Below are 19922 nucleotides of genomic sequence, written 5' to 3'. Positions count from 1 at the left end.
GTTTCCAGATCAGTCATGCGACTACGCACTCAACCCTGCTCACGGGCACACACTTCGGCATACAGCTTCACATAGGCCTCACCCATGGCCTTGGCAGTGAATACCTGCAGATAGCGCTCGCGCGCCGCCTGGCCGTATCGCGCGGCCAGTTGCGGGGCCTGCCACAAACAGCTCATGGCTGCGCGCAACGCTCCAGCGTCGGCGGGAGGCACCACAAGCCCAGTGACTTCATGCTGATTGATGAAGCTGGTACCCGTACCGATTTCACTGCAAATCATCGGTTTGCCGAACATCGCCCCCTCCAACAAGCTAATGCCGAAAGCCTCCGAGCGCAGATGCGACGGGAAGATCACGGCATAGCTCGCTGCAAGCATGTTGACCTTTTCCTGCTCGGTTACCTGCCCAACGAAATGCACATTGCTCAGACCTAGCTTGGCAGCGGCACCGATCAACTCCTGCTCTATTGGACCCGCCCCGACAATCAGCAAAGGCCAGCCGGTATCTGCAATAGCTTTCAGCAGGTAGTTCAGCCCCTTGTAATAACGCAGCACGCCGACGAACAGGAAAAACCGCGGCCCATAACGCTGCTGCAAAGCGGCCACCGCCTGAGCATCAGCAGTGGGGTACATGCTCTGCTCAAGGCCTATGGGTATCGAGCATGACTTGCTCCGGAACCTGTTCAGTACCGGCGAGCTTTCAAGGTAGTTGGGGCTGGTGGCCGCGATGGCATCCACGCTGGCGAGAAAAGCGTGCATCAACGGCCGGTACGCCTGCAGCAGTAACTGCTGACGCACGATATCCGAATGGTAGGTCACCACACTGGGCTTACCGGTACGGGTCGCGAAGTGCACCATATCCATGAACGGCCAAGGAAAGTGGTAATGCACCACATCGGCCTCGGCAGCCAAGCGGGCAAACTCAGCGAACGACGACAGGGAAAATCCTGTCGAGGCTATGTTGAAGTTTTCCTTGGCCTGAAACAGACGGTAATCAGGCGAAACTACGGGCTCTGAAGGCTCACGCGCCAACGACAACACGGTATTTTCACAGCCGAGTTGCGTGCTCGCATGGGTCAAATGGCGAATGAAGGTTTCCACTCCGCCGTACTGGTCAGCCGCAAAAGTTTTATAGAAATGCAGAATTTTCAAATGAGTGCCTGATACTCAAAGACACAAGTCTTATCGGAACAAATACAGTACAAGATAGCCTCTTGCGCGGCTGCGGAAGAGGCCTCAAAAAGACTCCAACTCACTCGACCTGAATGGTCAGCTCCAACGGTTGGACCTGCTTGTCTTCGAACCAGGTAACGCCCTCCTGAACCAGGCTCACCTGCATGATGTAGGTACCCGCTTCTTTTGGTGCCTGAGCGTTGAGATTTATCTTCACTTCGCTGCCAGCAGCAACCGGTGTGGCGAACGGTGTGCGCATGCCATCACGCACCAGCACCTTCTTATCGCTGTTCAACCAATGATAGGCAGCCAGAACAGGGCCCTTCTCGGCCTGCGATGACCAGGTATCGGCACTGGTGTTCTTGATCGTTACCGGAACGGAAAATTTGCTATCCGCCGCCACTTTCCAAGTGGTGTTGTCTGCCTTGTATTGCGCCGCAAATACATTCTGGCTTGCCGGCGCGGACGAGGTCTGCGGCGATTGTTTAGATTCGGGTTCCTGCTTGCTGTCGCACGCCGTCAATACGGCAACACATGCCACCGCCACCACCAAATTACCAAGCTTCATATGCATCTCCCTTTGATTGAAATCACGCAACATGCGTGTACACCTCATGCGTCTCACGGGCACAACGCGCCCAGGAAAAGCGGCCGGCCTGAAGCAACCCTAATTCTACCCGCCGTGCTCTGGCTGCAGCGTCCTCCAGCAACTCATGCAGGTGTGCAGCAAGCGCACCCACATCATTGGCCGCAAACTGCACACAGGCCGCCCCGGCAAACTCGGCCATGGCGGTGCCCGCCGTGCAGATTACCGGCACCCCACTGGCCATGGCCTCCAATACCGGCAAGCCAAAACCCTCGTAGACCGAGGGGTATACAAATGTCGTTGCACCGGCATAGATATAAGGCAGGTCGTGTGCACTGACAAAATTCAAAAACCGGATTTCTCCCGAAGCCTGCAATGCCTGGATGCGCGCTAGCAGCTCTGCATTGCGCCAACCGGGCGCGCCCGCGATGACCAATGGATAAGCCTTACGCAAGGCCACTGGCAAACCCTGCCAGGCATCCAACAACACAGCAAGGCCCTTGCGCGGTTCTAGCGTACCGACAAACGCCACATACGCGCCGTGCTGCAAGCCATGCCGGGCCAGTACGGCTGTCGTTTCGGCGGCCGCGCGCGGAACAAAGCGCGCATCGGCCCCCAGGTAAATCGCCCTCACTCGCTCAGCCGGCACGCTGAACTGCTCGATCAACTCGCTACGCACCAACTCCGAATCAGTGATAACGAAATCGGCGCGATCCAACGTCCGTGGCAACTCCCGGGTCAACCAGGCGACACGCTCCTGCGGATGAAATTGCGGGTGGTGAATAAAGGACAGATCATGCACGGTCGCCACGCAGGGGCCGTCGTGGGGTTTCAGGATGAAGTTCGGCTCGTGATAAACGAAGCCTCGCCGCAGCCGCGCCTCACGACTAAACCGATAATTGAGCACGGCCGCACGCAATGGATAAGCCAGGGGTATGCCGCGCACCAACGTGCGTATGCGCGAACGCCATGAGTCGCCATTTGCGCCCGGCAACAAAGCGCCGGTCCGCTGTGCGGCTTCGCACGCAGCCAGCGTCTGGGCCGCGCCTGTAAATGTCAGGCCGTCAAAACAATCGAATCGCTCTGCAACCGCCAGGCTTTGCAGTTCACGCAAAAGATTGAAGGTGTAGTTACCGATGCCAGTAAGCGGGGGCCGCAATGACTCTGTATTAAGCAGTATGTTCACTAAGCGCTCGCCACTTGCCCGCGCCAGTAGGCCAATAGCTGCGCCAACGTTTCAGCCAGTGAAATGTTTGGTTGCCAACCCGTAGCTGCCGCCAAGCGCTGACAATTGCCCACCGCAAAGGGAATATCGGACGGCCGCAAACGTTGCGGATCAAGCTCGACTTCTATCGCCACAGAACTCTGTTGCACCAACACATCCAACACTTCACGAATCTTGCGCGCCTGCCCGGAAGCGATATTGAAAACCCGCACATCAAGGGGCGAAGCGCTCAGCTCGAGCAAATGCAGATAGGCGGAGCACACATCGCGCACATCGAGGAAATCCCGGCAAGCCTCCAGGTTGCCCACCTGTAAAACAGGAGGCTGCTGCCCGGCCTCGATCAGCGCGATCTGCCGAGCGAATGAGGCCGTCACGAACTCCGGCGACTGCCCTGGCCCTATATGGTTGAAGGGCCGCGCAATGACACCACGCACGCCCTGGCGGAAATACTGCTCGAATGCCAACTCAGCGGCCAACTTACTCGCGGCGTAAGGGTTCATCGGCAAACAGGCGCTGCGCTCATCCAACGGCACGCCCGCCTTGAATGCCTCGCCGTAAACCTCCGAAGAGCTGGCGAACAGCACGAAAGCCTCGGGTGCACGCTGTTTGAGCGCTTCCAACAGATTCAGGCTGCCCAGCACATTGGTGTTCCAGGTCAGCAGTGGATCAGCAAAACTGGTGGGGACATGGGAGATAGCTGCCAGATGAATGACGTGGGTCGGTTGAACGCGCTCGACAGCCAGCCCGACCGCTTGCGCATCACGAATATCGAACACAACCGACTCTACCCCTGGCAACAGCTCCGCCGCTGGCGAAGCGAAAGCACAGGTCACCCGATACCCGGCCGCCAACAACTGGCCAAGCAACACCTTACCGACAAAGCCATGGGCCCCGGTCAACAGAATATGTTTCACCGCTAATCACCTCAGGCGTTACGGAAAAAATCACGACCAGCAAAGCAGGGGCAAACGCGATGCCCGCCCCTCGCTAGCGCCCATCCGGGCGCTAGCGACTCAGACGAGATCGAAAGCAGCGAAATCACACATCAGCAAAACAGAACGTGTGCGTTCACTGCCCGCGACCTCAGAACGAAAAGCCCTGCTGGTTCCGGCGCAGATCCGCCTCGACCATCATCCGACACAGTTCTTCCAGAGAAGTTTTCGGCTCCCAGCCAAGCTTCTCCTTGGCCTTGGCCGGGTCGCCGATCAGCAACTCCACTTCCGCCGGGCGATAGAACTTCGGGTTGATCGACACGATCACCTTACCGGTCGCCGTATCGATGCCCTGCTCCTGCTCCGCCTCGCCTTTCCACTCCAGGTCGATATCCACGGCCTTGCAGGCCAGGGAAACGAAATCGCGCACGGTTTCGGTACGGTTGGTGGCCAGCACGAAGGTATCCGGCTCGTCGGCCTGCAACATGCGCCACATGCCCTCGACGTACTCCTTGGCGAAGCCCCAGTCACGCTTGGCGTCCATGTTGCCCAGCTCCAGTACATCCTGCTTACCGAGCTTAATTTTAGCGACCGAGTCGGTAATCTTGCGGGTCACGAACTCACGGCCACGCAGCGGCGACTCGTGGTTGAACAGAATGCCACTGGCACCGAAGATGCCATAAGACTCGCGGTAGTTGATGGTCATCCAGTGCGCATACAACTTGGCAACGCCATAGGGGCTGCGCGGGTAGAACGGCGTGGTTTCGATTTGCGGAATCGCCTGCACCTTGCCGAACATCTCGGACGTCGACGCCTGATAGAAGCGCACCTTCGGGTTAACGATCCGAATGGCCTCCAACAGGTTCACTGCGCCCAGACCGGTAATTTCCGCCGTAGTCAGCGGCTGATCGAAGGACACCCCAACAAAGCTCTGCGCCGCCAGGTTGTACACCTCGGTGGCCTCAGTGCTCTGCAGCAAACGAATGCTGGCGGAAAGGTCCGTCAGGTCGTACTCGACCAGATGCAGATTAGGGTGACTCCCAACGCCAAGCTCATCTAGGCGCCAGAAGTTAACCGAACTGGTACGGCGGTAAGTGCCGTATACGGTATAACCCTTTTCCAGCAGCAGCTGTGCCAAATAGGCGCCATCCTGGCCTGTGATACCGGTAACGATTGCTTTCATGCGAATTCTCTAAGCTCCATTCAAACGCCTATCCAGGCAACAATTAACGAATCGATTGGCCACGGCCTACGCCAAAATAACGTATGCCATGTCGACTCAACTCATTGGGGTCGAACAAGTTGCGACCATCCACAATCAGCGGTTCAGACAACGAACGTTTGAGCCAAGCAAAATCAAGCGTACGGAACTGCTTCCATTCCGTGCAGATGACCAGCGCATCGGCCCCTTCAACGGCAGCTTCACGGCTATCGGCTAGCGTGAAGTCATCACGCTCACCATAAATACGCCGCGCTTCGTTCATGGCCTCAGGGTCGTAGGCCCTAACACATGCACCAGCAGCCCAGAGCGCCTCAATCAAAACCCGGCTAGGCGCGGCCCGCATATCATCGGTATTAGGCTTGAACGCCAGCCCCCATACCGCAATGGTTTTGCCTTCCAGATTCCCAGCCAAGGCCCTATTCAACTTGCTGAACAGAATACTCTTTTGCCGCTCGTTGACCGCCTCGACCGCACGCAAGAGTTGCGGTTGGTAGCCCACCTGCTCGGCCGTACGCGCCAGGGCCTGAACATCCTTGGGGAAACAGGAGCCGCCGTAACCGCAACCGGGATAAATAAAGTGGTAGCCGATACGCGGATCAGCACCGATGCCCTTGCGCACCTGTTCCACGTCCGCCCCCAGTAACTCAGCCAGGTTGGCGATCTCGTTCATAAAGCTGATCTTGGTCGCCAACATGGCATTGGCAGCGTACTTGGTCAGTTCAGCCGAGCGTACATCCATAAACATCAACTTGTCATGATTGCGGTTGTACGGGGCATAACACTCACGCATGCGCTCGCGCACCTTGTCAGAGTCAGTGCCCACCACGATTCGCGCGCCCTTGGTGAAATCCTCGATGGCCGCGCCTTCCTTGAGGAATTCGGGGTTGGAACACACATCGAACGACACATCGGTAGCACGCTGCTGCAACTGCTCGGCAATCGCGGCCCTCACGCGATCCGCAGTACCCACCGGCACCGTGGACTTGTTGATCACCACCTTGTGGTCTTGCATGTGCAGGCCAATGGTGCGAGCCACCGCCAGCACATATTGCAGGTCGGCAGAACCGTCTTCATCCGGCGGCGTGCCCACGGCGATGAATTGCAATTCGCCAAAACCAACCCCGGCGGCAGCATCAGTGGTGAAGTGCAAACGCCCCTCGGCATGATTGCGCTTGACCATGGCTTCCAGCCCTGGCTCGTGGATAGGGATGATGCCCAACTCAAGATTGGCGACTTTCTGCGCATCCACATCGACGCACATCACTTGGTGACCGACATCCGCCAAGCAGGCACCAGTAACAAGGCCTACATAACCAGATCCGAAAACTGCTATCTGCATAAGTTAAGTCCAGACCCATAGAGAGTGGCAGACGTATTCAATGAACAACATTAATACCATGGAAGGAAACACCAAGAACCCTTGCATCATAAGATGAACTATTTTCTACCGGCGAAACAGCATCTGGAATATATATTTGCAAGTCTTTGAACTGCACCTTAGATGACAGCGTTAAGTTTACACTCTGCGGGTGATCGTCACTAAAGGATAATGATGGAACTTCTGGCTCAGCCACATCGGGTTCGACCCACTTAAAAAACACATGCTTAGGCTTACTTGCTGTAGCTCCGTAAACGGAGAGCGTCAAGGAAACACTACACCCCCCCACATTTTTGCAAGCTTTTGGCGTATATATCCTTAAAGAAGACTTGTCATATGACCACAAACTTTTTGCCTCCATCGCGTACCATCCGCCCCTCAAAAAAAACGGTAAAGAGCAACTCTTACTCGCCATGCTGACTGGGTATATTTCTGGACAAAGGTAATTTATCAGTCCGCCCGCGTCATTGATTTTTTCCCCTGCCCCAGCCCTTAGCCGTATAGCAAAGTAGTAGTCTCTTTGATAAATATCAACGAGCCCAGTTTCCTCAAACGTCTTTAGCGCCCACAACAGTTCATCTTTATAGGTTAGTGGCACAGGCCATGAATAAAATCTCTCAAAATCGACATATGGAAAAATAACAACATCGGACTCATTTTCAGCCAGAAGCGTAAGTGCACTAGTAATCACTCTGCCATCTATACTGGCAGCCGGCAGAATCTTTAGAGACTCTGGCCAGGAATTCCTAGCCGCCGCCAAGCCCTTATCCCCACCAATGTTGAACGTATTAAACCCTGCTGCTGGCGCTATATAAGTGGCCATGAAGTCATTGCGATATGGCAAAAAAGCAACCACTTCACCTCTCTTTATATCGGACTTCAGCGCACCAACCAAGCCACGATCAATCTGACTGAAGCTTAGCCTGTTATTCTTGTACTCAACCCATTTACTCCTCATATCTGGCAAACCAGAAATAACAACCAGCAAGACGGCAGCTATAAAAACACCGTCAAATCGAGCATTACGCCTATGCGAAAAACTTATAGCAATAACAAGCCAGAGACAAAAGACCCCGAGAGCGGTCCAACGGTAAGATGCCCTCATGCTTTTAAAGCCAGGCAGATTTTCAGAAATTATAGCAGACCCCGTTGGGGCCACTGCATACTCAACTGGCATTTCCGAACCAATATATCCAGACTTTATGGAATTAAACTTTAAAGAAGGTCCTAAAGACATATAGAACCCAAATAATGCCACAAGAACTGCGGCATACAGTAGAGGACTTGCTTTTTTTGCGTAAAACCACACCCACACACCCAAAAACAAAACCGGAAGAATAAATGTTGTCCCCCACACACTTCCATCACCAAAAAGGTCGACCTGGCTTCGAGGCACGCTCAGCCCCAAAGCGTCCCACAACCAATAAACCCCTTCTGTAGGGAGGACAAAAAATAGAATATCCGCACCCCACCCACGGAAAAAATCCATAGTCTCTGGCTCGTACTGCCCACCACCGACATAGGAGGAGTACAGTAAATAAGCAATTCCAAATGACAACAAATGCAAGGGATAGGCAAGCCCAAAGAGGTAACGGCGAGATATACCATGCATCAGTAATGACCAAGCGCCGAGAAAACTTGATCCAACAGCGAACATCATGAATGTGTAACCATCCATAAAAACAGAGATCAAGCAAGAGCAAAAATAGAGAACCGCTGTAAAAATAATAGACTTCGGCGTCAGATCAGCAAAAACAAAAAGTCTGAGAGCCGCATAAAAATATAACGAAAGCAGTGCAACCCCAATTGAAAGCATAGAGTAACCAGCATGGTTCCATATTACTGGCTGCGACATCCAAAGAAGGGCAAGAATAGTTGAGATTGACTTATCAATTTTAAGCCCAACGCATATACTTCTGCATGCAAAAAAAGCAACGATCAACCAAAATGCCACAATAGACGAATAGGCATCCGCAGGAGACATGCCCATCCTCAAAAGGAAGCTCATCGGCAGAGCACCAGAAAGCCCAAACGCTATAGCGGCCGGGTTTGGATAACCAACATTATTAGCATGAACAGATAAATACGGATCGTCCGCAAATGACAGTGAAAACCCCGTAGTCCAAATCGCCTGCCCAAAAGTTGGAACAGACACAAATGGAATGGCCCCATTCAAAAACAAAATAAGAAAAAGTATCGAAAGCACAAGAAAAAAGGTTTTATCACGTTTTTTCTCAGCTCTTATAAAAACCTTCATACCCTTGTTCCTTTATCGTCAATCACCAGTGCGGCAATAAAGAACATTACATCCCCTACCACAGTAACTACTCGTCCCAAAATTACTGCAAATACCAAATCCGCCTCCACCACAACTCCCTTCAGTAGAAAAAGCAACACCAGTTCACGTACACCAACACCTGCCGGGGCACCAGGTGTTATCAGCCCGACCAACCAGGCAATTACGAATGCCCCAATCAAAGGAAGCCACGATAAATTTTCGCTTACAGGCGTATCAGAAATTAAACCAATTAACCCAACGAACAGCCCACCAGAAACACTAAGGAAAGCTAAATAGCCACTCAGTGCCCGGGCAGACGGGGCCCCTGAGAATCGAGAAAGTACGGCCGCAAAGAGTCCGGCACCAACAGCGAACACCCCGAGCGCAGCAGGTATCGAAACAACAGGGAAAAGCAACGGTAAAGCGAGCAGGCCAAACATGCCTCCAGTAAAGGAGATTAGACCCAATTCCCAAACTGCTGATTTAGCGAGTGACCAACCTGGGACACCAGCAGCCATGCCCATTGCCTGGCGCCCAGCAAGGTGGAAAATATTACCTGGAAGATACTTGGCCAACTGGGAAACACCAAAGATCTTCAATGTCCATAGCCATGATGCTCTTGCCTTGAACTTCTCGAGTAAATTCCACCAAGCGAATGCAAGAAAGCAGTTCGCACAGCCGTAAAGCAGTGCGAACCCTAATACGGTCAGCCACTCTAAAGCATCGAAACGCCCAACGTCGATTTGAGCATAATAATCATGCAAACGAAGAGCTACATAACCAACCCCCACAATAGCTAAAGCGCTACCGCCCCAGTGCAAAGCACGCTTAGTTACAGGGGTCATTGTGGACAACTCATTTTATTGGACGGCACAGAAGCATTGTCCAAGGCAGTGGGTTTTTAACCTCTACAACCTCAAAGTACTTTGAGACCATGCGCACGAATGCACCTTTAGACCAATGCTGTATATGCCCAGGTGTATTACCAAAATCCGAGATATATTTACCTCGTGCAAGATTGAGTGCACACCAGATAGGCTCCCTCGGAACGCTCAATATAAGGTGCCGCCCCACTACCCGTTGCAGTGCTCGCAAACCGTCTTCCGGCCGCTCCAAGTGCTCAAGTACCTCACAGCACACAACGAGATCCGCGGAGTCCCGTTCAGCATCCAGTTCATAGATGCTTCGCGCCTCAAACAAGGCGGGAGAAATACTACGCTCTGCAGCATTAGTACGCGCAAGGTCTATGACCTGTGAAGAGAAATCGCTGCCACGTGCCAGCTTTCCTTGTTTATTCCAGTGCAGAACCCAAAAACCTTCACCACAACCAACTTCGTGTATCGAAGTCGGTGCCGCCTTGATAACCAAATCGGAAAGGGCGTTATCAAAGCCCTGCATCAGGCTGCGAACGATAATATTCTTGGAGCCGTATTTGTCGTAAGCATTGCCTACAACTATTCCGTCTTCTTTTAGCCCACCAGAAATTTTCATACCTGACCGCCCACACTTTTATCCCGATCGATGATGTTGCCCAGCAGCGCTTCTTCAGTCTCGTTAGCCGCACGCAGGCGGAAACGCACGTCTTCCATCAGTTTGCGATTGGCTGCCAACAAGTCGGCAAGAAAAGCCACCAGAATAGTTTGAAAGCCCATTACCAGCAGTGTTGAGGCAAGAATCAGAGACTGCACATGACCATCACCATTACCCTCGAAATAATGCCCGAGGAAACGCAGACCGATCAGCGTACCAATCCCGAACAATACGGAGCCAATCGCACCAAAGAAACGGAATGGCCGGTATATGACAAAAATCCGGATGATGGTGACGATGGAGCGCTTGATATAAGAAGGGATGCTCTTGACCAAGCGCGAGGGACGCAGGTCTTCATTCACCCGGATTGGCACCGAGGTGATGGCCATATTTTTCTGACCAGCTTGAATGATAGTTTCCAAGGTGTAGGTGTAGTCGTTGAACACCATCAAACGCTGCGCAGCGGCACGGCTCATGGCACGGAAGCCGCTTGGGGCGTCAGGAATATCGGTCTTGCTAGCAACCCTCACCACCCAACTGCCTAACTTCTGCAGCATTTTCTTGATTGGCGAGAAGTGCTCTATGGTTTCGATTGGTCGCGCGCCCACCACGATATCGGCGCGGTGTTCGAGGATGGGCGCTGTCAGTGCTGGGATGTCGTCAGCGTTGTACTGGTTGTCCGCATCGGTATTGACGATTACATCCGCCCCTAGGCGCAGGCAAGCATCCAGCCCGGTCATAAAACCGCGCGCAAGCCCCTGGTTACGGGTATGACGCACCACATGGTCCACACCACATTCGCGGGCAACCTTGACGGTGTCGTCAGAGCTGCCGTCATCGATAATCAACCACTCGACGCTATCGAACCCCGGCACCTTGCGCGGCAAGGCCCCTAAAGCGATAGCGAGGGTTCCCGCCTCGTTGTAGCAGGGAATCTGGATAATTAGTTTCAAATGGGGTTTTCCTTAACTATTCATGTCAACAGGCGACGTTGAGAAACCATTGTTTTTTTTAAAAACGTATAAAAAATCAATCCTTACATCCAACAGAACCAAGCTGCCGCGCTTAGTTTTTGCAAGCCGCAAACACGCTTTCCATCAACTCGATCCTATTTTCCGGGCATGCAATATAATCCCAAAAAATTTGCGCTTTAGATGCGTGCACAAATGCATCCCTGCCTAATAAATCCCCAAGAATGGAGTAGACGCGAAACCCCAACCCTTCAAGATAATCATATAAGTCGCCAGGCTGAACACTGTACGATTTATAGCTTGACTCTCCAAACTCAAAGGCGACGATCGGCTTGTATATTTTTAGCACATCACGCGCACCTTTTAAGGCGTCAAACTCTGCGCCCTCAACATCCAATTTTATAAATTTAAGCGCACTTGTAATATTACCTAACAGAGAGTCAAGCGTTATGGTTTCTACTTCAATTGTTGTTGTAGTCGTTGGACCATTGTACTCACGAGCTTTTAAACCCGACTCCTCCGGCCGCTCGTTTGCAATCACGAAATAACTTTTCTGCGATTTGTCGCTAACGGCATACGGGAGAATAGATACAATATTATTTCTCACCTCATCTATTAAATTACCTTGCAACCACTCTCGCGCCGTTGGATTAGGCTCGAACGCGATGACCTTTCCTAATGCCCCAACCAACATCGCTATCGGCTTGGTATGCCTGCCAGAATGCGCGCCGATATCAATAACCAAGTCATTCTTTACGATAATCTTAGAATATATCGATTCGAGCAGGTCTTCGTAATTCACTTTAACCTCCTATTGAGTATGGACTATCCAATCGTAATACTACCGGCGACGTTACTGTACAACCCATCAGCGATAACATCCCAAGAGTAATCAGCCTCAACCAAGGCTCGTGCCGCTCCGGGAATCGAGCTATACGCATTCGGGCTTGCCAACATATTGGCGAGTTCCAGAGTGAAGCTAGGGATTTCCGCTTCAATGTAGTGCATACCAGCAACCGCCGTTATGCCCCTTGCGCCAAAGCGCGTGGAGATCACTGGCAGACCCGCCGCAAAATAATCAAACATCTTGAGGTTGCTACCGGAACCGGAAGTCATTGGGTTCAATGCGACATCCGCTGCACTGAGAAGAAGACTCTTCTCCTCATCATCTACGGTGCCGACCGCAATCACATTGCTCGGAAATTCCTTTTTATCGAAAGCTTGGCAAACACTTCCAATAATGATGAATTTCACATCGCCAAATGCGCGTGCCAATTCGAAAATATAGCGAGCGGCTTCAATGTTTGGTTCGTGCCAGCTGCCCATAAACAATACAATCTTGGCGTTTGGGTAGCCCAGGCGAGATTTCAGCGCATCGCGCGACTGCACACATGAAAAAGGCACATCCTCCAGAGAGACGCCATTAGGGACCGTCAGTTTTACCGCGTTCGTAACGCCATACTGCACAGTCAAATCATGCAGGTCTTGGTCCGAACAGGTATAAACCAGATCAGCCTCTCGCCAGCAGCGCGACTCTACCTCTTTGACTTTATCAAGCAGCGCCGTCGCTTTCTTAGACGTCGGCAGGATGCTGCTCTTCAATTTATATTCAAAATCCTGAGCTTCAAACCAAAGGCTGGTACTTGGGGCGGACGCTCTTATTACGTCAATCAAATAGGGATGGCAGGCAACTACCGCTTCGGCCCCGGTTGCCGCCCGAGCCAGCGCCAAGCCATACTCTGGGGTCAAACCGATAAGGAAGGAGGCCGCAATATCTGTGACAGGTATCCAGTCGACACCTTCGCTCAGGCTTCTCTCTTCTTTTCTGTGGGCATCGGTTTGCGGAACTTTTGTTTCAATGACACCCGGCGCGATTTCAGCTTCTGAGTGGGCTGTTGAGCTATTGCACAGACTCACGATATGCACATCGAAATATTCAGCAAGCTTTCGGTACAGATGATAAACGCGGGATTGCCCACCCCCTCTTGGCGGGTAGATCGGAAAGGTCACGGCTACGACTATTTTCTTTTTATCTTTTTTTATTGAATGGCCCTGCCCGGCTGCAATATTTCCGCGTAGCTGATTACTTTCCACTTTACTGCCACTCTTGCCTATGAGCCCATCAACCACAGCTGACCATTGAATTGAAGCCACTTTTTCCCGTGCTCTGTTCCCCATCGCACGCATTTCCTGGCGATGCTCACTCATATAATCCAGCTTCTGTGCCAGTGCGCTTACATCTGGCGCAACAGAAAACCCCGTTTCTCCGCTAACAACAAATTCGTTGGGGCCTCCGGAGTCTGTGGTCGTCAAAACCGGCTTTCCGCTTTTCATGGCTTCAATCGTGATATAGCCATAATCTTCGTCATAGGGCACAAACAGAACAGCCAGGCTGTTTTTGTAATAGTGTTTGATTTCGACGTCTGTCAGATTGCCAACGAATACAATTCGCTCATCCCCCTCTGCGAGGGCTTTGAGGTAATCCAGTTCTGGCCCAACTCCGCCAATTATGAAGGGGATATCAGTACGCGCTTCTCGCATTGCCTTAACGAGCAGGTCTATACGTTTAGGTTTATCCAGGCGGCTGACCGTAAAGAAAAACTCGTCGGCTCCGCAGGTGAAGTCACGCAACCGCGGCGGTGGGTACAGAACGGACACAGCCGTATCCACCGGAAAATAATTTTCTCTGTGCTTTACGTTGTTAGAAATAGCCGCGTAACTTTTTATCTTTCCTGAGGCTAGTGCGTATGCATCCAGAAAATGAATAAGGTTGCGGATCAGCGGCCCAGGAAAACGAAACACTTCTGGCTCAAGGCCCAGACCAGGGAGGCTATTTACTTGAGCAAAGAAGTCGGCCATCTGCGCGCTATTTTTTTCTGGACTCTCCAGTGCCGAGAGCATCCATTTTTTCAAACCAACCAACCCATGCTTCGCCCAGTCAAACGCTAAGGGCTCATGCGTCAAATGGTACGTATCGTACAACCCTCTCAGCTTGTGCAGCATGTAGCAAACATGATTGTCATGCGAAACCATCCAAGACGGATACTTGGTCGACACCACCATATCGAAGTGCTTAAGGTCAAGTTTCGTAAACTTTTCGTATGACGCCATCAGTTCAAAAAAATTATTTTCTCTGGTCGGTACTTTAATCAACTCACAATTATGATGGGTTTCGACATTGAAGTAGTCATATAACGCACTGTAAAGATTCTCTGCACCACCAAAAACGAACGGCACCGGGCTGGGCGCAATGATTGCAATATCCATTAATTACCACCCTTTTCCTGTTCGTGCAAAAGCCGGCCGACCACATTATTCCAACTGATATCCAGACACTTAAAGTGCTCCAGCCCTGCTTGCCCCATTCGCTTCGCGTTAGCTCGATCAAAATACAAGCGATCGATGGCTTCAGCTATTGACTCAGGAGCAGGATCAACTACATAGCCCGTCTCATTATTTATTACAAACTCAAGTGGCCCGCCTGAGTCTGAGCATGTGATTACAGGTTTGGCCGAGAGCATGGCCTCAAGCGTTACAAAACCATAGTCTTCGTCATACGGCCCGAAGAATACGCCGAGGGCGTTTGAGTAATAATCTGCTAATTCGGTAATGCTTGGCGCGCCGACTAGGCGAACTCGATCCGATACATTTTCACTTTTTATAAGGGCTTCCAGGTGTTCGCGTTGACCACCATTGCCGGCCATCAGCAAAGCTACTGGGCTTTTCAGGTGCTTTGCCGCGCGAACAAATAAATCCTGTCTTTTAAGCGACTCAAGCCGGCTAGGGAAAAACATATAGGGCAATTGATCGCCCGACTTAAGAAAGTTGGCAATAGGCGGAGGCTGGTACAAGGGAGAGGATTCAATACCACAATATTGGTGCATTCTCTCCGACACTCGTCGAGATATGGTGAATACCGACTTGGCCTCTTTCAAACTTTCAATATCGCCGTCGACTATTTCACCCCTCAGTTTCACCTCGTCTTTCTTGCTCGACGAGTAGCCGTACGGCGTATCAAATAGCTCGTATGCGGCGCGATGCTGGTGCATCAGCCAAACGCTCTTATTGTGATGCCTGAGGTAAAAAGATGGAAATTTCAGGCTTATAACTTTATCAATTCGGCCACAATCGAACATATCCAGGTTTTCGGCGCGCCAATCTTCCATATTTTTACGCACGCTGTCGGTCGGCCCGAATCGAAATGGCAGCGTAATGATTTCCACATCGTGACCAAAGCGCTCTAAAGCTTCCATCAGCGCTTTGGTCATAAACTCGGCGCCGCCTTTGATAAAAGGAACCTGCGCAGTCGCAATGGCTATTCTCATTCCTTTGTACTCTTCACTTCCATGAGGCGTCGGACGCGAGAAACAGCCTCATCAGAAAAGCTGCTTTGAACCTTATTAGAAGTTAGGTTTATATTTTCTTTCAACGCCGCGCTATTCACATCAGCTGTCGAGGTTCGCGCCAACACAGGCTTTACATGATTTTCGTCAACACCATTGTTTACCGAGTTCACTGCCGGGCTCTGAACAGGGTTTGGTGATATCAGATTACGGTGAATAGCAAACTGCTTGAGATGCAGATAAACCTTTGGGTAGCGCATTAACCGATTTTTCAAGCCTTGCCTGAGCCTCGGGCGCTTTAGAACAATGCTCATGGCGGCCAAGGCCACGCTGCGCAGCAGCGCTTTGATAACCCGGACAGGTAGCCTGAGCAACCAGAGCGTGACGCCCATGATGGCGCGCAGGGGCCATGTGATACGCCATGAGGTACTGCCCAGCAGTGCCTTTATCCGCGCTTCGTGGCTTGTGGCCTGCAACCACCAATTGTGTGCATTGCCGAGCGACTCATTGAGTTGCTGCTGGACGGCTTGCAACTGCTGCGTGCGCTGCTCTGCTTGCTGGTACCAATGGTGTGCATTGCCAAGTGATTCATTGAGCTGTTGCTGGACTGCTTGCAACTGCAGCGTGCACTGCTCTGCTTGCTGGTACCAATGGTGTGCATTGCCGAGCGATTCGTTGAGCTGTTGCTGGGTTTGCTGCTGCAACGCCTCCAACTCTGCTGACTTCTGGTGCCCGTGCTGTGCATCGCTCAGGGCATCTGCCAGTTGCAGCTGGGTCTGCTGCTGCAGCGCCTCCAGCTCTGCTGACTTCTGGTGCCCATCTTCCAGTTGCTGAAGGGCGTCCTGTAGCTCGCCCTCAACCTGATCGATCTGTGCTTGCAGCTCCTGCTGTTGCTGAAGATCCTGAGCAAGCTGGCTCTTTTGTTCTTCTACTGTGGTGAGCTGGGCAGTGAGTGCTTCAATCTGGGTGTTCAGATAGGTGGGGTGCGTTTCGAGGTACGCGATTTGCGCCTGCGCACTCGCAATTTCACTTTTGAATGCATCCCGCTCAGCCTCAAGCAATTGGCTATGCTCGCGCATCTGCGCCAGCTCAGCCTTCACGTTGGCGATTTGTGCTTCTGCCTGTTCCAGAAGAATTTCCAGCCGTTGCGAGCTCTTGTAGAGCGCTAGCAACTCACTCGTAACCTGCTGAACCTGCGGGCGAAGGGATTCGTTGATGGCTTCGACCGCACTCTGGCGGGCTTCTGCCTGGGCTACGCGGGTCAGGCTATCGCGTAAAGAAAACTCGGCTTGTTGACCGCGACTTTCCGCATGTTGAATGCGCAGGCCTGCTTCCTGAAGCTGTAGCCTCAATTGATCCGCGATGGTCTCCAATTGAACCGTACGCAGTTCCAGGCTGGCGGAGCCTGCGTGAGCATGTGCCACCTGCTCCACCTGGCTCTGCAGTTGTTCCAACTGCCCTGTCAGGGCCTGTTCCTTTTGAGTCGTGCTGTCCAATTTCTCAACCACTTCCATGAGTTTGTTATGCAAGCAGCTATCATAGCGCTTTGCCACCACATCGAGCGCCAGCCCATGGGCCCTTTCGAAGGCGTCATCGAAAAGGGCTGCCTGTCCTTCGAGCGCAGTCTTTTGCGCCACGATTCCGTAGTCGGGGCTGACCCCTCCCAGCACATCCATCAACTCGACGTGCGCCCCTTCCATTAAATGGGCGGGCTCTTGCAGGCGCAGCAGCTTGGAGCGGGCGAAACCGCTGTATTCAGTGAGAAAACTCAGCAACAGGTGCGGTATCGGCCGTTCGTGGGTGGGGTCGAGGTAGAAGTTCTGCGTACCGACCACCAGGTTTTCGGCGTTGGGCGTCTCCAGGATCAGCAACCCGGCTGGCTTGAGCACGCGCAAAGCCTCTGCCACCAGTTCCTGCAAGTCGGCAAATGGAATGTGCTCGGCAATGTGGAAGCCGGAAACCGCCGTCTGACTTTCATCTGGCAACCCTTTGAGAGTGGCCAGGGCATCGGCCTGCTCGGCTGGCAGGCCGAGCGCCTGGCAGGCTTCGAGCATGCCAGGATCAAGGTCGATCCCCTTGGGCTTGAAGCCGCTTTCCAGAAGAATCTCCAGCCATTCCCCACGACCACAGCCAAGGTCCAATACCGGGCATTCTTCATAGAGTTGTTTGAGTGGCTCGATAAAGGGCAAGTAAACCCGCTGCCGACCCTTGATCAACTCACGCGAACCGCGGTAACGATCTTCAAAGGCACGGTAGAAGGGGATGCTCATCTGCTGCACTCCACGGTAGGTGGCATCCAGGCCAGACCAACGAATAGCGCCTTCGAAAGGTTGACCACATTGAACACCAGCGCCAGGTCACACCATTCATAGTTGCGGGCTATATGGTTTTCGGCGGTATGCAGGGCCACCGCCACGGAATAAGAGCCGACGCCAAGATTAACCAGGAAGGTGAAGCGGTACTCAACCACTTCACCTTCCTGCAAGGTTTCAAGCTTGCAGGCCAGGTGGTGGGTATTGGTACCGAAGACCGATTGACCGAGGCGGTCCTTGATCATGTAGCCCACCACCAGTTCGGGGATATCGCTGTTGACGCGAGCCCTGACACGCAAGGTGACCTGCTCACCCACCGACACATATTCGATTGGCTCCCCGCTCACATTGTGCAAGCTGACCGACTCGATGTTCGCCTCACCACTACCGGAGCGGGTCTGCACACTGCCATCTTCAAGTTGCCGGACCTCGACGGTGGCATTTTCCTTTTCAGCGATAATGGCGTTGTAGAAGTCCATGACCTCTTCAGGCCTACCGTCCTTGATGACAGTGCCCTGCTCCAGCAGGATGACGCGCTCGCATAAGGACTGAATCGATGCCCGGTCGTGGGACACGATCAACAACGTGGTGCCCTGGCGCTGAAATTCACGAATACGCTCAAAGCTTTTGTGCTGAAAGTAAACATCACCTACCGAGAGCGCTTCGTCGACAATCAGGATTTCCGGACGGAAAGCCGTAGCGACGGAGAACGCCACGCGCATCTGCATGCCACTGGAATAGGTGCGTACAGGCTCATCGAAGTATTCGCCGATTTCAGCGAAGGTTTCGATGTCACCCATGGCTTGCCCGATTTGCTCGGCACCGAAGCCCATCAACCCGGCGGCGTGATAGACGTTCTGCCGGCCGGTCAATTCCGGATTGAAGCCCATGCCCAGTTCGAGGATCGCGGCGATGCGGCCATTGACCTGCACGCTGCCTTCACTGGGCTGCAAAGTACCGGTGATCATCTTCAACAGGGTGGATTTGCCGGCACCGTTCTGCCCGACGATCCCAATGGCCTCGCCGGGCTGGATCGAGAAGCTGATGTGCTTGAGTACCCAGTGCTCTTCTTTGGGCTTGATCGGCAAGCCAAACCAGCGCCCAACGCGCTGCCACTCCGAGGCGTAGGTACGGTAGGCCTTGCCCAGGTTGTTGACGCTGAGCAGGCTCATAGGGCATCCACCATTTCTGGCGCCGCACGGCGGAATATGAATAGGCCGAGCAGCATCAAGCCAAGCGCTACAGCAGTGATGATGGTCACCTGCTGCAAGTCGGGCGCACGCCCGTAGACCAGGATATCGTGGTAGGCGCTGACGATGGGATACATCGGATTGGCCTCCAAGAGGCCTCTGAGTTCTTCAGGCACGATTCGGATCGGGTAGACGATGGGCGTGAACCAGAACCATACCTGCAAGACGATGGGCACCACCTGGCCAATATCGCGCACGAAGACATTGAGCACGCCGAGGATCAGGCCTATGCCGACCGCCAACGCGACCACCGCCAAGGTGAGCGGGACGAGCCATAACATGTGCAGGTTGGGCGCCTGCCCGAGGAGTGCGAAAACAGCCAGTACAGCGGCAAGCAGCAGGAGGTTATTCAGCAGGCTGGAGCCCACCACGATCGCCGGCAAAGTGATGCGCGGAAAGCGCATTTTCTTCATCAGATTGCCCTGCTCGATGAACAGGGTCAGGCAGCGGCTGATGATCTCGGCAAACAGGCTCCACGCCAGCATGCCGGCCATCATATAGAGTGCGTACGCGTACTTGTTTTCGATGCCTGGCAGTTTGGCCGCCAGTACATTGGAGAGGATCAACGCATAGATAGCCACCTGCGCCAGCGGGTGAATGACCATCCACAAACCGCCAAGGCGACTGCGAGCGAAGCGGGCGATGAATTCATTACGGATGGACGAAACAACAAAGCCCCGGTAACTCCAGAGGCTTTTCAATAATGAATACATGTTAATTCCTGGA

General features: G+C 52.9%; 15 protein-coding genes and 1 pseudogene. All 16 read right to left on the bottom strand.

The genetic code is table 11. The features are described 5' to 3' along the window. Positions 1-29 precede the first annotated feature (29 nt). The 16 genes and pseudogenes from AC3IYG_RS01705 to AC3IYG_RS01630 all read right to left on the bottom strand — a co-directional run bounded on the left by AC3IYG_RS01705 (position 30) and on the right by AC3IYG_RS01630 (position 19909). Positions 30-1148, bottom strand: coding sequence for a glycosyltransferase (locus AC3IYG_RS01705; protein ID WP_489311994.1), 1119 nt, complete (start codon positions 1146-1148; stop codon positions 30-32). Positions 1149-1248: 100 nt separating this feature from the next. Next, positions 1249-1770: a hypothetical protein gene (locus AC3IYG_RS01700; protein ID WP_489311993.1), complete on the bottom strand. Its 522-nt coding sequence runs from the start codon at positions 1768-1770 to the stop codon at positions 1249-1251. Further along, positions 1760-2941 carry a glycosyltransferase family 4 protein gene (locus AC3IYG_RS01695; protein WP_489311992.1) on the bottom strand — a complete coding sequence of 394 codons (1182 nt, stop codon included), beginning with the start codon at positions 2939-2941 and terminating at the stop codon, positions 1760-1762. The genes AC3IYG_RS01700 and AC3IYG_RS01695 overlap by 11 nt, the downstream gene beginning before the upstream one ends. Then, positions 2941-3894 carry a GDP-mannose 4,6-dehydratase gene (locus AC3IYG_RS01690; protein WP_489311991.1) on the bottom strand — a complete coding sequence of 318 codons (954 nt, stop codon included), beginning with the start codon at positions 3892-3894 and terminating at the stop codon, positions 2941-2943. Before AC3IYG_RS01690 ends, AC3IYG_RS01695 begins: the two co-directional genes overlap by 1 nt. Positions 3895-4063: 169 nt before the next feature. After that, complete coding sequence (gene gmd / locus AC3IYG_RS01685; protein ID WP_489311990.1) at positions 4064-5095, bottom strand: GDP-mannose 4,6-dehydratase; 1032 nt, start codon at positions 5093-5095, stop codon at positions 4064-4066. Between the two features lie 43 nt (positions 5096-5138). Further along, positions 5139-6473, bottom strand: coding sequence for a UDP-glucose dehydrogenase family protein (locus tag AC3IYG_RS01680; protein WP_489311989.1), 1335 nt, complete (start codon positions 6471-6473; stop codon positions 5139-5141). A gap of 37 nt (positions 6474-6510) precedes the next feature. Further along, entirely contained in the window at positions 6511-8769 is a 2259-nt protein-coding gene (locus tag AC3IYG_RS01675; RefSeq protein ID WP_489311988.1) for a hypothetical protein, read from the bottom strand. Continuing rightward, the gene (locus tag AC3IYG_RS01670; protein WP_489311987.1) at positions 8766-9635 is read right to left on the bottom strand and encodes a hypothetical protein; all 870 of its coding nucleotides are present in this window, start codon (positions 9633-9635) and stop codon (positions 8766-8768) included. The genes AC3IYG_RS01675 and AC3IYG_RS01670 overlap by 4 nt, the downstream gene beginning before the upstream one ends. Before the next feature lie 10 nt (positions 9636-9645). Beyond that, positions 9646-10281, bottom strand: a complete 636-nt coding sequence (locus AC3IYG_RS01665; RefSeq protein ID WP_489311986.1) for a class I SAM-dependent methyltransferase — start codon at positions 10279-10281, stop codon at positions 9646-9648. Then, positions 10278-11273: a glycosyltransferase family 2 protein gene (locus tag AC3IYG_RS01660; protein WP_489311985.1), complete on the bottom strand. Its 996-nt coding sequence runs from the start codon at positions 11271-11273 to the stop codon at positions 10278-10280. The genes AC3IYG_RS01665 and AC3IYG_RS01660 overlap by 4 nt, the downstream gene beginning before the upstream one ends. Before the next feature lie 112 nt (positions 11274-11385). Beyond that, the gene (locus AC3IYG_RS01655; RefSeq protein WP_489311984.1) at positions 11386-12093 is read right to left on the bottom strand and encodes an FkbM family methyltransferase; all 708 of its coding nucleotides are present in this window, start codon (positions 12091-12093) and stop codon (positions 11386-11388) included. A 23-nt stretch (positions 12094-12116) separates the two neighbouring features. Beyond that, positions 12117-14558 (bottom strand): glycosyltransferase family 4 protein, encoded by a 2442-nt coding sequence (locus tag AC3IYG_RS01650; protein ID WP_489311983.1) that lies wholly within the window; start codon positions 14556-14558, stop codon positions 12117-12119. Continuing rightward, a complete protein-coding gene (locus AC3IYG_RS01645; RefSeq protein ID WP_489311982.1) occupies positions 14558-15616 on the bottom strand; it encodes a glycosyltransferase family 4 protein in 1059 nt (352 codons plus the stop codon). Before AC3IYG_RS01645 ends, AC3IYG_RS01650 begins: the two co-directional genes overlap by 1 nt. A gap of 1316 nt (positions 15617-16932) precedes the next feature. After that, positions 16933-17904: pseudogene (locus AC3IYG_RS01640) on the bottom strand (class I SAM-dependent methyltransferase); the annotation flags it as partial. Beyond that, the gene (locus tag AC3IYG_RS01635; RefSeq protein ID WP_489311981.1) at positions 17901-19118 is read right to left on the bottom strand and encodes an ABC transporter ATP-binding protein; all 1218 of its coding nucleotides are present in this window, start codon (positions 19116-19118) and stop codon (positions 17901-17903) included. The gene AC3IYG_RS01635 and the pseudogene AC3IYG_RS01640, both read right to left, overlap by 4 nt. Then, positions 19115-19909, bottom strand: a complete 795-nt coding sequence (locus AC3IYG_RS01630; protein ID WP_489311980.1) for an ABC transporter permease — start codon at positions 19907-19909, stop codon at positions 19115-19117. The genes AC3IYG_RS01635 and AC3IYG_RS01630 overlap by 4 nt, the downstream gene beginning before the upstream one ends. Positions 19910-19922: the final 13 nt, after the last annotated feature.

This window comes from Pseudomonas sp. KH_027 (assembly GCF_057838565.1).
Note: the sequence above shows the minus strand (reverse complement) of the source record. Positions and strands in the feature narration are given on the sequence as shown.